The following is an 18,980-nucleotide window of genomic DNA, read 5'->3' on the forward strand; positions in this document are numbered from 1 at the left end:
TCGCGCCGGTTTTTTCCAACGGCGGGTGGCACCTCCCCACCCAGGATGACCCCACAACCCGCCGAACCACACCGCGAGATCGCGCCGGTTTTTTCCAACGGCGGGTGTCACCTCCCCACCCAGGATGACCCCACAACCCGCCGAACCACACCGCGAGATCGCGCCGGTTTTTTCCAACGGCGGGTGGCACCTCCCCACCCAGGATGACCCCACAACCCGCCGAACCACACCGCGAGATCGCGCCGGTTTTTTCCTCACGATGTGTTCGGCCCCCCGGGGCCGAGCACATCGTGAGGAAGAAGCCGGCTCAACGGCGATCTCGCCGCCCCGGCGGAGCCGGGGCCAAAAACACAGCCGGGGCCAAAAACACAGCCGGGGCCAACTAGTCAGTTCCCGACTCCATGGCGGCGCTGTCGAGGAGTTCGACGTCATCAGCGCGGCCGCGGGAGGCGATGGCCTGGGCGCCGCCCTCGGGCATGGCGCCGATGAGGCCCGTGGCGGCGGCCTGGGCGGCGCCGATGAGGGCCGGGTGGGCGTTGGTGTTGCCGACCATGCCGAGGCCCGCGTACTGCTCGAGCTTCGCCCGCGAGTCCGCGATGTCGAGGTTGCGCATGGTCAGCTGGCCGATGCGGTCGACCGGGCCGAAGGCCGAGTCCTCGGTGCGTTCCATGGACAGCTTGTCCGGGTGGTAGCTGAACGCGGGGCCCGAGGTGTCGAGGATCGAGTAGTCCTCGCCGCGGCGCAGGCGCAGCGTGACCTCACCCGTGATGGCCGTGCCGACCCACCGCTGCAGCGATTCGCGCAGCATCATGGCCTGCGGGTCGAGCCAGCGGCCCTCGTACATGAGCCGGCCGAGGCGGCGGCCCTCGTTGTGGTAGCTGGCCAGGGTGTCCTCGTTGTGGATCGCGTTCACGAGCCGCTCGTACGCCGCGTGCAGCAGCGCCATGCCCGGCGCTTCGTAGATGCCGCGGCTCTTGGCCTCGATGATGCGGTTCTCGATCTGATCCGACATGCCCAGGCCGTGGCGGCCGCCGATCGCGTTGGCCTCCAGCACGAGGTCGACGGACGTCGCGAACTGCTTGCCGTTGATCGACACCGGCCGGCCCAGCTCGAAGCCGATGGTGACGTCCTCGGCCTGGATCTCCACGTCCGGGTCCCAGAACCGCACGCCCATGATCGGGTCGACGATCTCGATGCCCGTGTCGAGGTGCTCCAGCGACTTGGCCTCGTGGGTGGCGCCCCAGATGTTGGCGTCGGTCGAGTACGCCTTCTCCGTGCTGTCCCGGTAGGGCAGCCCGTGGGCCACCAGCCACTCCGACATCTCCTTGCGGCCGCCGAGTTCGCTCACGAAGTCCGCGTCGAGCCACGGCTTGTAGATGCGCAGGCCGGGGTTGGCCAGGAGGCCGTAGCGGTAGAAGCGCTCGATGTCGTTGCCCTTGTAGGTGGACCCGTCGCCCCAGATCTGGACGTCGTCCTCGAGCATCGCGCGCACCAGCAGCGTGCCGGTGACCGCCCGGCCGAGCGGCGTGGTGTTGAAGTAGCTGCGGCCACCGGACCGGATGTGGAACGCGCCGCAGGTCAGCGCCGCGAGCCCCTCTTCGACCAGCGCCTCCTTGCAGTCGACGAGCCGGCCGAGCTCCGCGCCGTAGGTCGTCGCGCGGCCGGGCACCGACGCGATGTCGGGCTCGTCGTACTGGCCGATGTCGGCGGTGTAGGTGCAGGGGACCGCACCCTTGTCACGCATCCACGCCACCGCCACGGACGTGTCGAGGCCGCCGGAGAACGCGATGCCGACCCGCTCGCCGACGGGAAGGGAAGTGAGCACCTTGGACATGGGTATGATTATGCATCAGGATGTATGACTGTGCATAGTCGGGGTCGGAATCCGTGACGCAGATCGCTGTGTTGTCTGCCCCGGCTCCGCCGGGGCGGCGAGATCGCCGTTGAGCCGGCTTCTTCCTCACGATGTGCTCGGCCCCGGGGGGCCGAACCACATCGTGAGGAAAAAACCGGCGCGATCTCGCGGTGGTGGGCCGGCAGCGCATCGCACGGGCTGGGAAGGGGTGCCGTCGCGGCGTGATTACGGGGCGTGTGCCTGGGTTCGGGGGCCGGGGCTGGTCAGAGGAGGGTCAGTGTGCGGGGCCGGAAGGGGTGCGGCGGGCGGTGGTGGGAGGTGCTGGGGGCCGAGGACGGAGAGCAGGCGGAGTTTGTCGTGGCTGTCGGTGCCGGGGGCGGCAGTGAAGACCAGCAGGGCCTGGTACTGGTCGGGGTCCAGCAGGGTCTGGCCGTGGACTTCGAGTTCGCCGGCTTCCGGGTGCAGGATGCGTTTCGGCTCGCAGTAGGGGCCGAGGACGGGGTGTTCGTCCCACAGCCGCACGAATTCGGGGTGCGGCAGCAGAGCCGTGACGAGCTCGCCGGCCGGTGAGGTGCGGCCCGTTTTCGCGTAGACCTCGGCGAGGCGCGCGACGAGGGTGCGGCTGTGGTGCGCGTGGTCGGGCTCCGGCAGCCGCGAGCGGGCCGACGGGAGCGTGAACCACCGGTAGACCCGGGCGCCTTCCAAGCCCGTGTACGAAGTCTCGTCGCCCAGCAGGGCCACGGCCGGTGGGGTCTGGCGCAGCGTCACGCCCAGGACGTTCTCGATCTGGGCGGGCGTGTCGGACAGGCGGTCGAACACGCGCAGCAACCCGGCGTTGATGTGGTCGCCGCGGCTGACGCGGTGGCCCGTGGCGTGGCCGGCGAGACGGAAGACGTGGTCGCGTTCCTCGAGGCTCAGGTGCAGGCCGTGGGCGATCGCGGCGAGGCTCTGCTCCGAGGGCACCGGGCCGCGCTGCTGTTCGATGCGGCTGTAGTAGTCCGCGGACACGCCGCTGAGCGCCGCGACCTCCTCGCGCCGCAAGCCGCTGGTGCGGCGGCGCGGGCCGCGGGGCAGTCCGACGTCCTCGGGTTGCAACGCTTCGCGCCGCGCGCGCAGGAACTTCGCCAATTCGGAACGATCCACCCCTCCAGTGTCTGCTCGCCGCGCGCGCTCAACCACGGACAACTTTGACCTGGCTACCGCGAACGCTCGCGGGCCGCCGCCGCGGGTGTGAAGCACACCGGATCGAGCCGCGAAATCGCGCATCCGTTCAGCCGACGATCTTCGCGACGTCGCTCAGTCCGGAAACCGGCGCGGTGCGGTTCAGCTTCATTGTGCCGTTGCCACCGGAGGAGTCCTGGTTTCAGAACGTGGGCGGCGTGATGAGCCAGACCGCCTTCAGGTCCTCGCCTTCCCCGACGTGCCACCGGTGCGGGACGGTCGAGTCGAGGTAGATCGCGTCGCCCGCTTCGAGTTTGACCTCGTCGTCGCCGATCCAGAAGATCATCTGGCCGGCGAGCACGATGCCGCATTCCTCGCCGACGTGGGAGTGCGGGTGGCCGCCGCTCGTGGCGCCCACCGGGGCCTCGACCCAGACGACCTCCATCTGGTGCTGCAGGTCGGGGCTCAGCAGTTCGTTCATGATCCCCGAGCCCGGGTACATGATGCGTTTGCGCTCGCCGCGCTTGGAAACCGAGTAGCGCAAGGGGTTCGCGGGCGGCGCCTCGTTGCTGAACAGTTCCCCGACGGTGTGGCCGAGCACGTCCGCCAAGCGCTTCAACGCTTCCAGCGACGGGTTGGCCCGCCCGCGCTCGACCTGGCTGATGTAACCGACCGACAGCCCGACCGCCTCCGACACCTCGGTCAGCGTCGTGCGGCTGTCGTGGCGCCACTCGCGCAGTTTCGCGCCGATGTGCACGCCCTCCGAGGTGCTGCGCGGCTCGTCGGACTGCTCGGGGGGTGAGGCCATGTGTCGCTCCTGCGCCGGCGGGGGGTCGGGTCGGAAGGTCAGACAGCCACTCTACAAGTTTTACCGTGAGTTCAACCAGTAAAACATCACCGGCAGTTTTCAAGATCGTTGTGCGTCGGATGTCGATTTCACAACGACCGTTGCATCCGATTTACGCAGGGAGTAGCGCCCTGAACAGCGGTTTGATCACCAAGGTGCCCCTTGACACCCGGCTGAGGTGACAGTAAAAATCTGCACTCACAGTGCGCCTCCTGCGGATCTGGTCCCCGCCGCCGGCGTCCGTCTTCACGAATCATCCGAACCAATGACGCGGAGGAATGATGGTGACTTCCCCCGGACGCGCGCGACGTCCCCGAACTCTCGCGCTGGTCGCGGCCGTCGCCGCGGCGGCCGCGACGCTCACCGCCTGCGGCTCGAGCGGATCCAGCGGCGACAGCCTCAAGATCGGCGTGCAGTTCGGCCTCACCGGCGCCGACGCCGCGTTCGACGCCGTCTACCAGGACTCCGCGAAGCTCGCCTTCGCGGACATCGCGAAGAACGGCGTGAACGGCCACTCCGTCGAACTGCTCTACGCCGACGACGCGAGCGACCCGGCGACCGCGGTCACGGTGGCGCGCAAGTACATCACGCAGGACAAGGTCTCCGTGCTCTACGGCCCCGCGTTCACGCCCACCGCGCTGTCGACCATGCAGGTCGCGAGCAGCACGAAAACGCCCTTCTACACACCGGGCAGCATCAACCCGCAGCTGACCACGCCGCTCAACAAGTACACGTTCGCACCGGCGTTCTCCTCCAACGACGTCGCCACCGGCATCGCCAAGCTCGTGCACTCCATGGGCGCCAAGAAGGTCGGCATGATGGTGGAGAGCGACGCGTACGGCGACGCCGCGCTGTCCGGCGCCAAGGCCGCGCTCGCGAAGTACGGCCTGAACGTCGACGCCACGCAGAAGATCGCCGCCAACGCCACCGACGCCACCAGCCAGGTGCAGGCGCTCAAGGACGCCGGCGTCGACGCCGTGCTGCTCGGCATCACCGCGCCGCCGATGGCCGCGGTCATCAACGCCGAAATCCACCAGGCGACGTACCTGCCGATGGTCACGTTCGCCGGGTCCAACACCTCACTCGACCAGCTCGCGAAATCCGACCCGAAGGTGCGCTACTACGCGCTGACCCCGTTGGCGTGCCCCGTCGGGGACCCGTGCACGGCGGATTTCATGAAGGCGTGGAAGGCCGAGCACCCGGGCACCGAGCCGATCGTGTGGACCGTGCAGGCCTACGCGGCGGCCAAGGCGTTCATCGCCGGGCTGCAGAACGCGAAGGACACCACGCCCGACGGCCTGATCACCGGCCTGGAGACGATGAAACCGTTCAAGACACCCGAACTGCCGTGCCCCATCGCGTTCTCCGCGAGCTCGCACAAGGGCAACTCCTGCACCAACTTCTACGGCATCGCCGGGGGCAAGGTCTCCTTCTTCGGCAGCGACACCACGCAGAACCAGCTCACCGCCAACTGACCCGGCTCTGTGAGGACTGATCGATGGTCACCACCGCCACCTTCGGCACCGGAATCGTCAACGGGTTCGCCCTCGCCCTCGTCTCCCTCGGGTTCACGCTCGTCTACCGCGCGACGGGCGTGGTGAACTTCGCCAACGGCAGCCAGATGGTCCTCGGCGGTTACGTCGCGTGGGAACTGGCCACGCACGGCTACCCCGCCTGGCTCGTGATGCTCGGCGCGGTCGCCGCCGGTGTCGCGTCGGGCGCGGTCGTGGACCAGATCGCGTTGCGCCCCTTGCGCGGCGCGAGCCTGCTCGCGCAGATCATCGTGCTCATCGCGGTGACGGAAGTCGCGAGTGGACTGTTCCTGTCTTCGTTCGGGGCCGAGGCCAAGTCGATGCCGCCGTACGCGGGCCGCTCGCCGATCGTGCCGGGCCTCGGCTGGTCGGCGATGGACGTGGTGCTCATGGTGGTGAGCCTCGTGCTCATCGCCGGGCTCACGCTGGTGCTGCGCGGCACCTCGGCCGGGCTGCGGATGCGGCTCGTCGCGAGCAACCGCCTCGGCGCCACCGTCGTCGGCGTGAACCCGGCGCGGGTTTCGACGCTCGCGTGGTGCGTCGGCGGCGGCCTCGCGGCCCTGAGCGGCGCGCTGATCTTCCCGACCTACCTGCTCTCCCCCGATCTCGGCCAGCAGTACACCTTCGACAGCTTCGCCGCGGTGGTGCTCGGCGGGTTCGGCAGCCTGCCGGGCGCCGCCGTCGGCGGGCTGCTGATCGGGGTCGTGCAGGCGCTCGTGTCGGGGGCGATCGGGGCCAGCTACAGCGCCTTCGTCTCGCTGGGAGTGATGCTCGTGATCCTGCTGACGCGGCCCACCGGACTGTTCGGAGCACGCGCATGACCACCGTCACCGTCCCACGCCGCGTGCGCGCGATCGTCCGCGATTCCGCGCTGCCGGTCGAGAAGTGGCTGGGCCGGGTGCGCGTGACCACACCGGCGACGGTCACCTCACCGGCCGGCGAGAAGCGCTACCTCGGTTCACCGTGGACGACGGCCGGCGTCGTGCTCGTGGCGGTGGTCGTCGCCGGGTGGGCCGGCGTCGGCGGCGCGTACGTCCAGACTGTGGTCGGGCTCTTCGGCGCGTACCTGGTGTCCGCGCTCGGCTACACGGTCGTGCTCGGGCAGGCCGGGCAGTTCGCCTTCTGCCAGAACGCGTTCATGGCGCTGGGCGCCTACGGGTACGCGATTTCGCAGCCCCGGTTCGGTCCCGTCGCCGGGCTGCTGATCGGCGCGGCCGCGGCCACCGTCGCCGGCACGATCATCGGCTGCGCGATCATCCGCACCCGCGACCTGTACCTGGCGCTGCTGACGCTCGCGTTCTCGCAGGCCGCGCTGCTGGCGATCCAGCTGTGGCCACCGACCCAGGGCGACAACGGGATCCTCGTCGACTTCGGCGGCGACCAGGCCTACCTGCTGGCGGTGGTGTTCGCCACGGTCGCGCTGATCGTGGTGCAGCGCATGACCCGCTCGAAGATCGGCCGCGCGTTCGCCCTCGTGCGCACCGACGAGAAGGCGGCCGCGACGATGGGTGTGAACGTGCCGGTGACGCGCATGCTCGCGTTCGCGTTCAGCAGCCTGCTCGGCGGGCTCGGCGGCGTGCTGCTCGGGGCGGTGCTCACGTTCATCACGCCGACGAACTTCACGCTGGAACTGACCCTGCTGCTGCTCACGATGATCGTGATCGGCGGGGTCGGCAGCGTGTGGGGCGCGGTCACCGGCGTGCTGATCATGGTGGTGGTGCAGCAGTTCCTGCCCAGCAGCGGGAGTTTCGGCAGCTACCTCAACGCGGGCCTGCTGTTCGTGATCCTCGTGCTGCGCCCCGGCGGCCTGCGGTCGCTGGTGAACCTGCGTTCGACGGGTGGTCGTCGTGGCTGACGCGATTCTCGACCTCGACGCCGTGCAGGTCCGTTTCGGCGGCCTGGTGGCCGTCGACCGGGTGAGCTTCTCCGTCGCCCGCGGTTCGGTCACGGGCCTCGTCGGGCCCAACGGTGCGGGCAAGACCACGCTGTTCAACGCGATCAGCGGCCTCGTCCCCGTGGCCGGCGGCACGATCACGCTGCGGACCACCCGCGGCGAAGCGGATCTGACCCGCGTCGGCGCGTGGCGGCGGGCCGGGCTGGGCATCGGCCGCACGTTCCAGGACTCGCGGCTCATCGCCGGCCTGCCGGTGCTCGACCAGCTGTACACGGGCGCGTTCGCCGGGCGCGGCCGGTTCTTCGGTGCCGTGCTGCGCGGCCGCGGCTTCATGGCGGCCGAGCGGCAGCTCGTCGAACGGGCGCACGAAGTGCTGGCGCAGCTGAAGATCGAGCACCGCGCGGCCGTGAACGTCGACCTCCTCTCGGCGCCCGAACGACGGCTGGTCGACCTCGGCCGCGCGCTGATGAGCCGGCCCGAGCTGCTGCTGCTCGACGAGATCAGTGCCGGGATGCCCGTCGAGGACAAGGAGATGGTGGCCGATCGCGTGCTCGACTACGTGCGGTCCGCGGACGCCACCGTGATCTTCGTGGAGCACGACATGGCGTTCGTCCGGCGCGTCGCCGACCGGACCGTGGTGCTGGCCGAGGGCGAGATCCTCGCCGACGGCGGCCCCGACGAGGTGCTGCGCCGCCCGGACGTGCTCGCCGCCTACATCGGGCCCGGAGCCGAAGGAGCGTTGCGATGACCTTTGCGGTGCAGGGGATCCACGCCGGGTACGGGCGGATCCCGGTGGTGCACGACCTCGGCTTCGAGGTCGCCGCCGGTGGTTACCTCGGCGTGGTCGGCGCCAACGGCGCGGGCAAGAGCACGCTCATGAAGGCGCTGGCCGGGGTCGTCACGCCGCACGCCGGAACCGTCCGGCTCGGCGACGAGGACCTCACCGGCGTGCCGGCGTGGGACCGCGCGCGGCGCGGGCTCGCGTTCGTGCCCGAATCACGCGAGCTGTTCGGCGACCTGACCGTCGAAGAACACCTGCACGCTGGCTGCCTGCGAGTGCGCGGGCGGGCCAAGCGCGCCGAACGGATCGAGTTCGCGTACGAGCTCTTCCCCGTGCTGTGCGACCTTCGCCGCCGCGCTGCCGGGCGGCTGTCCGGTGGGCAGCAGCAATCACTGGCCGTCGCACGGGCCGTCGTGGCGCAGCCGCGGGTGCTGCTGCTCGACGAACCTTCGCTCGGCCTGTCCCCGATCGCGGTCAGCGGGCTCGTCGAATCGCTGACCCGGCTCGCGCGCACCACCGACACCGCGGTGGTGATCGCCGAGCAGAGCCTCACGGTCGTGCGCGAGCTGTGCGACGACGTGCTGGTGCTCAACCTCGGCCGGGCGGTCGAGCGCGGCCCGGCCGGTGCCGTGCTGACCCGCACGGTCATCGAGAACGCGTTCCTGTGAAAACTCCCCTGGAGGTGTGCGACAGGTGACAACCAGCAAGATCTCCTCGATCGACGTCATCCCGTTCCGGATCCCGCTCAAGCACGAGGTCAAGTTCGCGACGGGCCGGCTGACCCACGCGGAACACCTGCTCGTGCGGGTCCGCACGGCCGACGGCGCCGTCGGGCTGGCCGAGGCGATCCCGCGGCCGATGATCTACGGCGAGACCGGTGTGTCGATCGCGCACGTGATCGACTCGATGATCGCGCCGGCCGCGCAGTCGCTCGACCTGCTCGAAACCGAGGAGCTCGCGCACCGGCTGCGCCACCTCGCCGGCAACCCCACCGCCCGCGGGGCGGTGGAACTGGCGATGTTCGACGCGCTCGGCAAAACCCTCGGCGTGTCGTGTCACGAGCTGCTCGGCGGGTACGCGCCGCAGGCCCGCGTGACGGCCATCCTCGGCGCGGGCACGATCGACGAGGTCGTGGCCGAAACCGCGGCGGTGCGCGCGGACCACGGCATCACGAGCTACAAGGTGAAGGTCGGGCTCGACCTCGATCGCGACGTCCGGCTCGTCACGCAGCTTCGCGAACAGCACCCGGACGCACTGATCTACGTCGACGCCAACCACGGCTACTCGGCCGCCGACGCGACGACTTTCCTCGACGCCACCAAGGAAACGCGCCTCGCGTGGATCGAAGAGCCGTGCCCGGCCGAGGACGTGCTCGGGCGCGCGGACGTGGTGGCCAAGTCCGCCGTGCCCGTGCTCGGGGACGAGAGCTGCACGACGCCGCGCGAGGTCGCCACCGAGATCCTGGCCCGCCGCTGCACGATGATCAGCATCAAGCTCGCCCGCACCGGGATCCGGGCGTCAACGCGGATCCGCGAGTTCTGCGCGGCCGTGGGAGCGCAGGCGATCGCGGGCAGCCAGGGCGATTCGGCGATCGGCACGTACACGAGCGCAGCGTTCGCCGCCGCCAACCCGGTCACCGCCGAGCACCCGGCCGAACTCGCCTACCTGCTCAACCTCGACGGTGACCTCGTCACCAGCCCGCCCGAGATCCGGGACGGGGTGCTGCGGATCCCCGACGGACCCGGGTTCGGGTTCGCCATCGACGAAGACGCACTCGCGCGTTTCCGGACCGACCGGCCCGGGGAAAGGAGCTGACCCGCGTGTTCCGCTACGACCAGGCAAGGCAGGTGCTCACCGTGGGGGCCGGCACGATCGCGACCGTGCCGGACGAGCTCACCGCTCTGTCGGCCCGTTCCGTCTGCCTCGTCGGCAGCCCCAGCTCACTGCGTTCGACGGCCGGCCAGGCGACGCGCGAAGCGTTGCGCGGCTTCGACGTGCGGCACGAATTCGGCAAGATCGCCCCGCACGCGCCGATCACCGACACCGAGGCGATGGCCCGGCAGCTGCGGGACGACCCGCCCGACGCGCTGGTCGCCGTCGGCGGCGGCAGCGTGAGCGACACGGCGAAAGCGCTCTCCATCCTGCTGGCGGAAGGGTTTCCGCTCGAAGCGAAGTGCAGCACGTTCACCCCGCCCGACCAGCTGCGGCACGTGCAGCTCACCGCGCCGAAGATCCCCGTCGTCACGATCCCGACCACGTTGTCGGGCGCCGAGGTGACGCCGGGCGGCGGCGCGACGGACGCGCGGGGCATCAAACGCGTGTTCTGGGACCAGAAAGTCGCGTCGCGGGTCGTGGTCTACGACCCCGAGCTGCTCACCGACGTCCCCGCCGAACTGCTCCTGACCACCGGCATGAACGGGCTCGCGCACTGCGCCGAGGCGCTGTACTCGAAGTCCGCGTCACCGTTCACGGACGCGCTGGCGGCCGAAGGCGCGCGGCGGTTCGCCGAGGCGCTGCCGCGCATCGGCAGCGCGACCGGGCCCTTGGACGTCGGCCTGCTCGAGGACGCGCTGACGGCCGCGGCCATCGGCGGCCTCGTGATCAGCAACGCGCGCGTCGGCCTGCACCACGCCGTGTGCCACGTGCTCGGCGCCGCGTACGGCGTGCCACACGGGGTCGCGAACTCCGTGATGCTGCCCTACGTCCTGGAGTACAACCACGACCACACCGAAGCGAAGCAGGCGATCCTGGCCCGCGCGCTGGGCGAGGGCCTCGGCACCACCGGCGGCGCCGCCGTGCTGGCCGCCCTCGTGCAGCAACGGGCCGGCGTCCCGCGGACGCTCGCGGACACCGGGCTGGCGGAAGGCGACCTGGCGCGTGTCGCCGAAGAGGTCATGCAGGACCGCGGGTTGTTCTTCAACCCCAAGCGAGTTCCCGACGCCGGCGCGGTGCTGGGCGTGCTGCGGCGCGCGTGGGCCGGCGCCGTGACCGGGGCCGCGTGATGGCGGAGCTCGCGCAGCGCCGTCACGCCCTCGTCGACACAGTCACCTCGCCCCGCAGTGTGGTCGTGGTCGGCGCCTCGGCCGATCCGGCCAAGCCCGCCGGCCGTCCGCTGGCCTACCTGAGCAAGTACGGGTTCGCCGGTGACGTCTGGGTCGTCAACCCCCGCCACTCCGCCGTCGCCGGCTACCCGGCCGTGCCGACGGTGCTCGACGTGCCCGTCGACGCGGCGGAGGCGGCGATCGTCAACCTGCCCGCGGACCAGGTGCCGGGCGCGCTGCACGACCTCGACAGCCGGGGCGTGCGCGTCGCCGTCGTGATCGGCAGCGGCTTCGAACGCCCCGACAGCGCACCGCGTCAGGAACTGAACCGGTTCCTCGCCTCGCCCGATCGGCGGCTGCGCGTGATCGGCCCGAACTGCGTGGGCACGATGAGCGTGGTCTCCGGGGCGCACCTGAACTTCTCGAGCGTGCTGGGCCGCGGTCCCGCCCGGGCTGGTTCGGTCGCGCTGATCACGCAGAGCGGCGCCAGCGGCAACGGGCTGCTGATGTCGATCCTGCGCCGCGGCGGCGGCATCGCGCACTGGTTCAGCACCGGCGACGAGTTCGACGTCGGCGCGCTCGAACTGCTCGCCGGGCTGCTGCCGCGCGACGACGTGCAGACCGTGGGCCTGTTCCTGGAGGCGATCACCGACCTCGAGTGGCTGCCGGAGGTCACGGACGCCATCGCCCGCACGGGAAAGCGGGTGTTCCTGGTCAAGATCGCCGACAGCGACCTCGGCCAGCTCGCCGCGGGCGGGCACACCGGGCGCGTGGTCGGGTCGGGTGACATCTCGCACGCCGTGCTGCGCCGGGCCGGGTTCGTGCGGGTGCCGGGCATCGCGGAGCTGGCCGACTGCCTCGTCACGGCGCAGGTCGTCGGGCCGCTGCCCGCGCGGCCGCGGCTGGCGGCGGCGTCGGTCTCCGGGGCCGGAGCCGTGGTGCTGGCGGACCACGTGCAGCAGGCGCCCGCGTTGTCGCTGCCCGCGTGGGAGACGCCGACGCTCGGCCGGTTGCGCGAGGTGCTGGCCGATCGGGTGGAGCTGCACAACCCGATGGACGTGCCGTTCCTCGGGGAGACCGAGACGTTCGCGCGCACCGTGACGACGTTGTCCGAAGCGCCGGAGTCCGACGTCGTCGTGGCGGTGGAGAGCAGCCTCGCGCACGACCGCGACGTGCTGGCCGACGTGCTGACGGCCCGCGCGCCCGGCGCGAGTCCCGTGGTACTGAGCCACCTCAGCGAGGACGACCCGATCCCGGAAGACCTCGTCGCGCGGCTCGCCGCCGCGCGCGTCGCCGTGGTACCGACGCCGGAACGCGCGGTGCGGGCGCTGGGACTACTGGCCGGCGAACCGGACGCCGTCGCGCCGACGCCCGCGCCCGAAGACCTGACGGGGTATCTCGGACTGCCGGACGTCGCCGCGCTGCTGCCTGCGGATTTCCCCTGGGCGCCTTGGGTTTCCGCACCCGACCGGCAAGCCGCGGCGGAGGCGGCGCACCGGTGGGGTTACCCCGTGGCGCTCAAGGCGGCCGGGCGGACGATCGCGCACCGGTCCGAGCTGGGGGCGGTCGCCGTCGTCCGCGACGACGAGGAGCTCGCGGACGCGTACGAGCGGGTCGCGGCCGTGTGCGCCGAACACGGGGACGAAGTCGTGGTGCAGCAAGGCGCCGGCACCGGGCAGGAGGTGCTCGTGGCCGTGCTGCGCGACCCCGAGTACGGCCTGTCGGCGGTGATCCGGCCCGGCGGGATCGCCGCCGAACTGCTCGACGACCAGGTCGTGCTCTGGCACGGCTGGAGCGAAGCGCAGCGGCTCGCCGTCCTGCGGGAATCGCGGCTCGGTGTGCTGATGTCGGGCTACCGCGGCCGGCCCGCGCTCGACGTGGCCGCGCTCAACACCACGATCACCGCGCTGTTCACGGCGCTCGCCGAGCAGCCGGTGTCGTTCGTCGAGCTCAACCCCGTGGTCGTGCTGCCGCACGGCGTGCGGGCGATCGACGCCATCGGCCGGAAGTGACAGAACGGAAGGGAACGGCATGACCACGAGCAACCGGCTCGACCACTACCAGCAGTCCCTGGGCAACATCCCGCCCGCGATCTCCACGATGTTCGCGATGGACGAGGGCTTTGCGAACGACTACACCGACATCCGCGAGCGCATCTACACCCAGCACGTCGACGGGCTCTCGCTCGCGATGAAGGAGCTGCTGCTGGTCATGTTCGACCTCGCGGTGAGCAACGCCGGCGGCGCGATCAACCACCTGCGCGCCGCCAAGCGGGCCGGGCTCACGGCCGAGCAGCTGCGCGAATCGCTGCAGATCGCGTTCCTCGTGCTGGGTGTTTCGGGCTGGGGCAAGGTCGGCTACAAGCTGTGGGCGGCCTGGGAGAACGACTTCGAGGAAGAGGGGACGAGCACCAATGGCCACCACGCGTCTTGAGTTCAGCACGGAGATCACCGACGAGATGCTGTCCGAGGCGGCGGCGCTCGAAGGCCAGGAGATCCGAGTCGAACCCTGGAACAACGAAGCGACGCTCGACACCATCCGCCACTACGCGTGGGGCCTCGGCGACTACAACCCGCTCTACCACGACGAGGAGTACGCGGCGGCGAGCCCGCACGGCGGCGTGATCGCCCCGCCGACCTTCCTGTACTCCAGCTACGACGGCGCGGTCGGCCTCGGGTTCGCCGGTGTGCAGCCGATCTACTCGGGCACGGAGTGGGTGTTCCACGAGACGATCCGCCGCGGTGACCGGATCGTCCCGAAGGCGCGGCTGGGCAAGGTGACCGTCCACAGTGGCCGCCACGCCGACCGGTTCGCGATCCAGCGCGTGCACACGGAGTACCGGCGCGAGAGCGACGGCGCGCTGGTGGCCGAAGCGCTGGCCGGCACGTTCCGCGTGCCGCGCGCCGCGGCGTCGGGAGGCCTGTCGTACCAGGCTCGCGAGCGGCACACCTACCGCGACGAGGAGCTGGAGGAGATCCGCCGCTGGGCGACGACCGAGGAACGCCGGGGTGCTTCGCCGCGCGACCCGGCGGACGTCCGCGTCGGCGACGTGATCCCCGAGGTCGTGAAGGGCCCGATCGACCAGATCACGATGACGGCGTACTACGCGGGCTGCATCGGCTCCCCCGGCTACAAGGCCGGTGAGATCTCGTGGCTGTACCGCACGTGGGCCGTCGAGTCGCCGGAGCGGCTGCCGAACAACTACGACCCGACCTACTTCAGTGAGCGGGTGCTGCCGAGCCTCGGCCACCAGGATCCCGAGGTGGCCAAGGAGATCGGCATGCCGGGCGCGTACAACAACGGCCCGCAGAAGTGCGGCTGGATGGCCCACCCGGTGCTGAACTGGGTGGGTGACGCGGGGACGATGCGGGCGCTGACCGTGCGCCTGCGCCGCCCGGACATCTTCGGCGACACCGTGTGGTGCGGCGGCACGGTGACCGAGGTGCGCGAGAACGGTGAGGTGCTGATCGCGTTGTCGGCCCGCAACCAGCTCGGGGAGGCGACGGCGGAAGGCAGCGCTCTCGTGAAGCTGCCCTGACTGTCCTGTTGAGACAGATCCGGCGGGCGGGGCTCACGCGCCGCCCGCCGGAACCGTCAGTCGACCTCGGCCGCCACGGGTTCCGCGACCGTCCTCTTGCGCCGGGCCGATTCGGTCACCAGGAACACCGAGCCGAACGACACCGCGGCCATCAGCGCGAGGTACAGCGCGATCGCGTTGGCCGTGTGGAACGACGCGTAGAGCGACGTCGCGATGATCGGCGCCAGCGCGCCACCGGCGACCGCGCCGATCTGGTACCCCACGGACACGCCGGAGTAGCGGACACCGGCGCCGAACATCTCGGAGAACAGCGCCGGGCACGGACCGTACGTGAAGCTGAAGATGACCTGCGCGATCACGAGCGCCACCGCGATCAGCGTGGCGGAGCCCGTGTTCACGAGCCAGAACATCGGGAATCCCCACACCGCCAGCAGCAGGGCCCCCGTGAGGAACACCCGCCGGCGCCCGATGCGGTCGGACAGCGCGGCGGCCGCGGGGATCGTCAGGCCGGACGCGACGGCGGAGATCAGCACGCCCGTGAGGATCACGCCGCGCGACACGTGCAGCGCCTGCGTGGCGTAGGACAGGATGTACACGGTGAGCAGGTAGTACGCGCCGCCGTTGATCACAGTCGCGCCGGCGGCGAGCAGGATTTCCTTGGGGTGCGAGCGGAACAGTTCCAGCAACGGTGCCCGCCGGGGTTCTCGCGCGGCCGAGTGGGTTTCCGACGCCCGCGACTGCGCGTAGAGCCCGATGCCGATCAGCACGATGCTGAACAGGAACGGGATCCGCCAGCCCCACGCGAGGAACGCGTCGGGCGACACCGCCGCCGAGAGCACGAGGAACAGCACGTTGGAGACGACCAGCGCGATGGGTACGCCGAGCTGCGCGAAGCTGCCGTAGAACCCGCGTTTGCCCTCCGGCGCGCTTTCGGTCACGAGCAGCACCGCGCCACCCCATTGACCGCCGAGGGCGAGGCCCTGGATCAGCCGCAGCACCACGAGCAGGATCGGGGCGGCGACGCCGAGCGTGGCGTACGAGGGCAGCAGGCCGATCGCGGTGGTCGCGACCCCCATGATCATCATGGCGGTCACCAGCGTCGGCTTGCGGCCGAACTTGTCGCCGAAGTGCCCGAACACAGCCGCGCCGACGGGCCGGATCAGGAAGCCGACCGCGAACGTGCTGAACGCCAGCAGCGTGCCGGCGACGGAATCGACGGACGGGAAGAAGAGCTTGTTGAGAACCAGCGCCGAAGCCGACGCGTAGATGAAGAAGTCGTACCACTCGATGGCCGAGCCCGCGACGCTGACGAGCACGTTCTTTCTCATCTGCCGGGCCGGTGGGGACAGCTGACTCATGGGCGAACTCCGTTGTTCGGTGGGGAGGGGGAGGGGACTGGGACGGAGAGCTAGCGCGCGGCGAGCACCGAGGCGACCGCGCGGTCGTGTTCGATCAGGTCGACCAGGCCCTGCAGCACGGCGGTGAGGATCGGCAGCGACGGGGAACCCGCCGGCAGTTCACCCTCGCCGAGGGCCTGGTGGGCGTGGGGCAGCACGAACTCGGGCTGTCCCACCACGGCGGCGTTCATCTTGTGCAGCACCTGCCGCAGGTTCAGCTGCGCGCGGATCGTGCCCAGCGGGCCCTGCGAAGCGCCGATGATCGCGACGGGTTTGCGCGTCAGCGCCGGCCCGTCGCCGACGGGCCGCGAAAGCCAGTCCAGCGCGTTCTTCAGCACGCCGGGCATGGCGGCGTTGTACTCGGGGGTGGCGATGAGCACGCCGTCGGCCGCGCGGATCCGGCGCCGCAGGTCGGCGACGGTGGGCGGGGCGGGGTGCTCGGCGTCTTCGTTGAACAGCGGGATCGCCGCCAGCTCACCGAACCCGTCGAAGGTCAGCTCGGGCGGCGCGATCCGCGCCACCGACGAAAGCAGCCGCGTGTTGAGGGAGTCCTTGCGCAGGCTTCCGGACAGCGCGAGGATCGTCAGGTCCGACAAGGCTTTTCTCCACTTCAGGGGTGCTCGGGCTCCATCGACCACAGCTCGGGGAACGGCACCTCGGTGACGGTTTCGGCGAGCCAGCCGAGGCCGCTCGTGCCGTAGTAGCCCGGCCGGTGGCCGAAGGACCGGCGCGTGGCGACGAGGTGCAGGTGCTTGTACTCGGCGTAGCCCTCTGCCACGTGCATCAGGGCTTCACCGCAGAACCGCAGGTCGACGAGCTCAGGATCACCGCCGTAGAAGACGGTCGTCCAGGCGCGCGCCACGTCGGGGTGCGGTTCGTGCTGCGCCGCCGGGTCGCGGCCGAGCACGGCGTCCGGAATGGACAGTCCCCGCCGGCCCATGAGCGCGAGGATCTCGTCGTAGACGCTCGGTTCGCGCAGCGTGGTCAGCAGCGACGAATGCTCGTCGGGCATCGACGACACGGGCTCGGCGAGCTCGGGCGGCCGGATGCCGAGCAGGAACACCAGCTCCCGGTACTTCCACGACTGCAGCGACGACGACTTGCCGTGCGTCGAGCCGAGCCCGGCCTTGATCGGCAGGAAGTCGCCGACCGTCATCCACTCCAGCGACTTCCACGACGCGTTGAGGCCGACGAAGTGGTCGGCCGCCCGCCGCAGCGCCGCCGCGGCGTCCGGGGTCTCCCCGGCCCGCAGGTGCTGCGCGGCGAAGCGCAGCTCGGTGGTGATCAGGCAGAAGTACAGCTCCTGCACCTGGCACACGACGAGGAACGACCGCTCGCCCTCGGTGTCGGTGACCGGCTCCTGCAGCGAGTGCAGCACGTCCGCTTTGAGGTACGAGTTGTACGCGCTCATCTCACGTCCTCCAGCGAAAGGAACTTCGCCGCGTTGCCGCCCAGCAGCAGCGCGCGGTCGGCGTCGCTCAGGAACTGCGCCTTGCGCACGACCTGCCCCACCGGCCGTTCCCCGAGCGGGTACGGGTAGTCGCTGCCGAGCAGCACGTTCTCCACGCCGAGCACGTCCACGAGCAGCCTCAAGGCCGACGGTTCGAACACCACGGAGTCGACGGCGAAGCGCCCGACGTAGCTCGACGGCGGTTTCACCGAGCCGCCGATCACGTCGTGCCGCTCGTGCCAGGCGTTTTCGAGGCGGCCGAGCCAGAACGCGAACGAGCCGCCGCCGTGCGCGAAGCAGATCTTCAGCGATTCCGGCACCCGGTCGAACACGCCGCCGAGGATCAGGGCCAGCACGGACAGGTGCGTTTCGGCGGGCATGCCGGTGAGCCACTGCGCCATCCAGCGATTGAGCCGCGGCGAGCTCGGCATGTCCCACGGGTGCACGAACACCGGCGCCCCGCGCTCGGCGCAGTGCTGCAGGAACGTGACGATGCCGGCGTCGTCGAGGTCGCGATCGCCCACGTGGTTGCCGATCTCGACCCCGCGGTGGCCCGCGGCCAGACAGCGGTCCAGCTCCTCGCACGCCAGGTCCGGGTCCTGCAGCGGCACCTGGCAGAACGGCACGAGCCGCCCGTTCGCCGGTGCGCAGATCTCGAGTGCCAGGTCGTTGAAGACCTTGGCGATCCGCACGCCCTCGGCGGGGGTGCGGTCGTAGGAGAAGAACACCGGGGTCGGTGAGACGACCTGCACGTCGACCCCGTCCTCGGCCATCTCGCGCAGCCGGAAGTCCGCGTCCCAGCAGTTGGCGAGGATGCGGCGGAACTCCCGCGAGCCGACCATGATCGTGGCCTCGCGCTCGTTCTCCACGCGCAGCCACGGCGCCGTGCCGTCGTCGGCCAGCTGCGGCCACCCCTGCGGGACGTAGTGGGTGTGGACGTCGATGATCGGGGTCATCGGGCGGACTTCCCCGGGTGGACGGTGCCGCAGTTCGCGCACTTGCGCACCGACTCGTCGGCGTAGAACTGTTCGAACACCGGCGGCAGGTCGCTCACGATGTCGCGCACTTGCAGCTCGACCTCGTGCACCAGCGACTCGCAGTTGAGGCAGTACCACTGGAACTTCTCGCGCGTACCCTCTTCTCGGATCCGCTCGATCACGATGCCGATCGACCCGGCCTCCGGGCGCTGCGGCGAATGCGGCACGTTGCCGGGCAGCAGCCACATGTCGCCTTCCCGGATGTGGACGGTCTGCTGTCCGTCGTCGGTCATGACGTTGACGTGCATGTCGCCCTTGACCTGGTAGAACCACTCTTCGTAGGGATCCACGTGGAAATCGGTGCGCTGGTTGGGCCCGCCGACGACCTGCACGATGAAATCGCCCGTGCGTTCCCACATCTGCTTGTTGTTCACCGGCGGCTTGAGCAGGTGCTGGTGTTCCTCGACCCACTTCGAGAACGAGAAGACGGGGTTGATGTCGGTCACG

At 70.5% G+C, this 18,980-nt stretch carries 18 protein-coding genes; 10 read left to right on the forward strand and 8 right to left on the reverse strand.

The window, feature by feature from the left end:
• Positions 1-382: 382 nt before the first annotated feature.
• From argG to ACIA77_RS26230, 3 genes are all read right to left on the reverse strand, one after another.
• Positions 383-1,834: an argininosuccinate synthase gene (gene argG / locus ACIA77_RS26220; RefSeq protein WP_395888616.1), complete on the reverse strand. Its 1,452-nt coding sequence runs from the start codon at positions 1,832-1,834 to the stop codon at positions 383-385.
• A 246-nt stretch (positions 1,835-2,080) separates the two neighbouring features.
• Positions 2,081-2,998, reverse strand: a complete 918-nt coding sequence (locus ACIA77_RS26225) for a helix-turn-helix transcriptional regulator (protein WP_395888617.1) — start codon at positions 2,996-2,998, stop codon at positions 2,081-2,083.
• 220 nt (positions 2,999-3,218) lie between these two features.
• Positions 3,219-3,824, reverse strand: a complete 606-nt coding sequence (locus ACIA77_RS26230) for a helix-turn-helix domain-containing protein (protein ID WP_395888618.1) — start codon at positions 3,822-3,824, stop codon at positions 3,219-3,221.
• A 323-nt stretch (positions 3,825-4,147) separates the two neighbouring features.
• Here ACIA77_RS26230 and ACIA77_RS26235 point away from each other — a divergent pair, with 323 nt between their 5' ends.
• Genes ACIA77_RS26235 through ACIA77_RS26280 form a run of 10 tightly spaced genes read left to right on the forward strand, consistent with a single transcriptional unit; the run spans position 4,148 to position 14,649 of the window.
• Positions 4,148-5,338, forward strand: coding sequence for an ABC transporter substrate-binding protein (locus tag ACIA77_RS26235; protein ID WP_395888619.1), 1,191 nt, complete (start codon positions 4,148-4,150; stop codon positions 5,336-5,338).
• Between the two features lie 23 nt (positions 5,339-5,361).
• Positions 5,362-6,216, forward strand: coding sequence for a branched-chain amino acid ABC transporter permease (locus tag ACIA77_RS26240; protein ID WP_395888620.1), 855 nt, complete (start codon positions 5,362-5,364; stop codon positions 6,214-6,216).
• Positions 6,213-7,250: a branched-chain amino acid ABC transporter permease gene (locus ACIA77_RS26245; protein ID WP_395888621.1), complete on the forward strand. Its 1,038-nt coding sequence runs from the start codon at positions 6,213-6,215 to the stop codon at positions 7,248-7,250. The genes ACIA77_RS26240 and ACIA77_RS26245 overlap by 4 nt, the downstream gene beginning before the upstream one ends.
• The gene (locus ACIA77_RS26250) at positions 7,243-8,037 is read left to right on the forward strand and encodes an ABC transporter ATP-binding protein (protein ID WP_395888622.1); all 795 of its coding nucleotides are present in this window, start codon (positions 7,243-7,245) and stop codon (positions 8,035-8,037) included. The genes ACIA77_RS26245 and ACIA77_RS26250 overlap by 8 nt, the downstream gene beginning before the upstream one ends.
• Entirely contained in the window at positions 8,034-8,738 is a 705-nt protein-coding gene (locus tag ACIA77_RS26255) for an ABC transporter ATP-binding protein (protein WP_395888623.1), read from the forward strand. The genes ACIA77_RS26250 and ACIA77_RS26255 overlap by 4 nt, the downstream gene beginning before the upstream one ends.
• Before the next feature lie 25 nt (positions 8,739-8,763).
• The gene (locus tag ACIA77_RS26260) at positions 8,764-9,885 is read left to right on the forward strand and encodes a mandelate racemase/muconate lactonizing enzyme family protein (RefSeq protein ID WP_395888624.1); all 1,122 of its coding nucleotides are present in this window, start codon (positions 8,764-8,766) and stop codon (positions 9,883-9,885) included.
• Positions 9,886-9,890: 5 nt separating this feature from the next.
• Complete coding sequence (locus ACIA77_RS26265; RefSeq protein ID WP_395888625.1) at positions 9,891-11,072, forward strand: iron-containing alcohol dehydrogenase family protein; 1,182 nt, start codon at positions 9,891-9,893, stop codon at positions 11,070-11,072.
• Positions 11,072-13,123 (forward strand): acetate--CoA ligase family protein, encoded by a 2,052-nt coding sequence (locus tag ACIA77_RS26270; RefSeq protein WP_395888626.1) that lies wholly within the window; start codon positions 11,072-11,074, stop codon positions 13,121-13,123. Before ACIA77_RS26265 ends, ACIA77_RS26270 begins: the two co-directional genes overlap by 1 nt.
• A gap of 19 nt (positions 13,124-13,142) precedes the next feature.
• Positions 13,143-13,544, forward strand: a complete 402-nt coding sequence (locus ACIA77_RS26275; RefSeq protein ID WP_395888627.1) for a carboxymuconolactone decarboxylase family protein — start codon at positions 13,143-13,145, stop codon at positions 13,542-13,544.
• Positions 13,525-14,649 carry a MaoC family dehydratase N-terminal domain-containing protein gene (locus tag ACIA77_RS26280; RefSeq protein ID WP_395888628.1) on the forward strand — a complete coding sequence of 375 codons (1,125 nt, stop codon included), beginning with the start codon at positions 13,525-13,527 and terminating at the stop codon, positions 14,647-14,649. The genes ACIA77_RS26275 and ACIA77_RS26280 overlap by 20 nt, the downstream gene beginning before the upstream one ends.
• 56 nt (positions 14,650-14,705) lie before the next feature.
• On the opposite strand, the gene ACIA77_RS26285 is transcribed toward ACIA77_RS26280, so the two are convergent.
• The 5 genes from ACIA77_RS26285 to ACIA77_RS26305 are packed head-to-tail and all read right to left on the reverse strand — an operon-like array spanning position 14,706 to position 18,979.
• Entirely contained in the window at positions 14,706-16,007 is a 1,302-nt protein-coding gene (locus ACIA77_RS26285) for an MFS transporter (RefSeq protein ID WP_395888629.1), read from the reverse strand.
• 50 nt (positions 16,008-16,057) lie between these two features.
• The gene (locus ACIA77_RS26290; RefSeq protein WP_395888630.1) at positions 16,058-16,642 is read right to left on the reverse strand and encodes an NADPH-dependent FMN reductase; all 585 of its coding nucleotides are present in this window, start codon (positions 16,640-16,642) and stop codon (positions 16,058-16,060) included.
• Between the two features lie 14 nt (positions 16,643-16,656).
• On the reverse strand, positions 16,657-17,457 hold the full coding sequence (locus tag ACIA77_RS26295) for a tryptophan 2,3-dioxygenase family protein (protein WP_395888631.1): 801 nt from the start codon (positions 17,455-17,457) through the stop codon (positions 16,657-16,659).
• Positions 17,454-18,452, reverse strand: coding sequence for an amidohydrolase family protein (locus tag ACIA77_RS26300; RefSeq protein ID WP_395888632.1), 999 nt, complete (start codon positions 18,450-18,452; stop codon positions 17,454-17,456). Before ACIA77_RS26300 ends, ACIA77_RS26295 begins: the two co-directional genes overlap by 4 nt.
• Positions 18,449-18,979 carry a 3-hydroxyanthranilate 3,4-dioxygenase gene (locus tag ACIA77_RS26305; protein WP_395888633.1) on the reverse strand — a complete coding sequence of 177 codons (531 nt, stop codon included), beginning with the start codon at positions 18,977-18,979 and terminating at the stop codon, positions 18,449-18,451. Before ACIA77_RS26305 ends, ACIA77_RS26300 begins: the two co-directional genes overlap by 4 nt.
• Position 18,980: the final 1 nt, after the last annotated feature.

The sequence above is a fragment of the Amycolatopsis sp. NPDC051903 genome (genome assembly GCF_044452505.1).
Lineage (GTDB): Bacteria > Actinomycetota > Actinomycetes > Mycobacteriales > Pseudonocardiaceae > Amycolatopsis.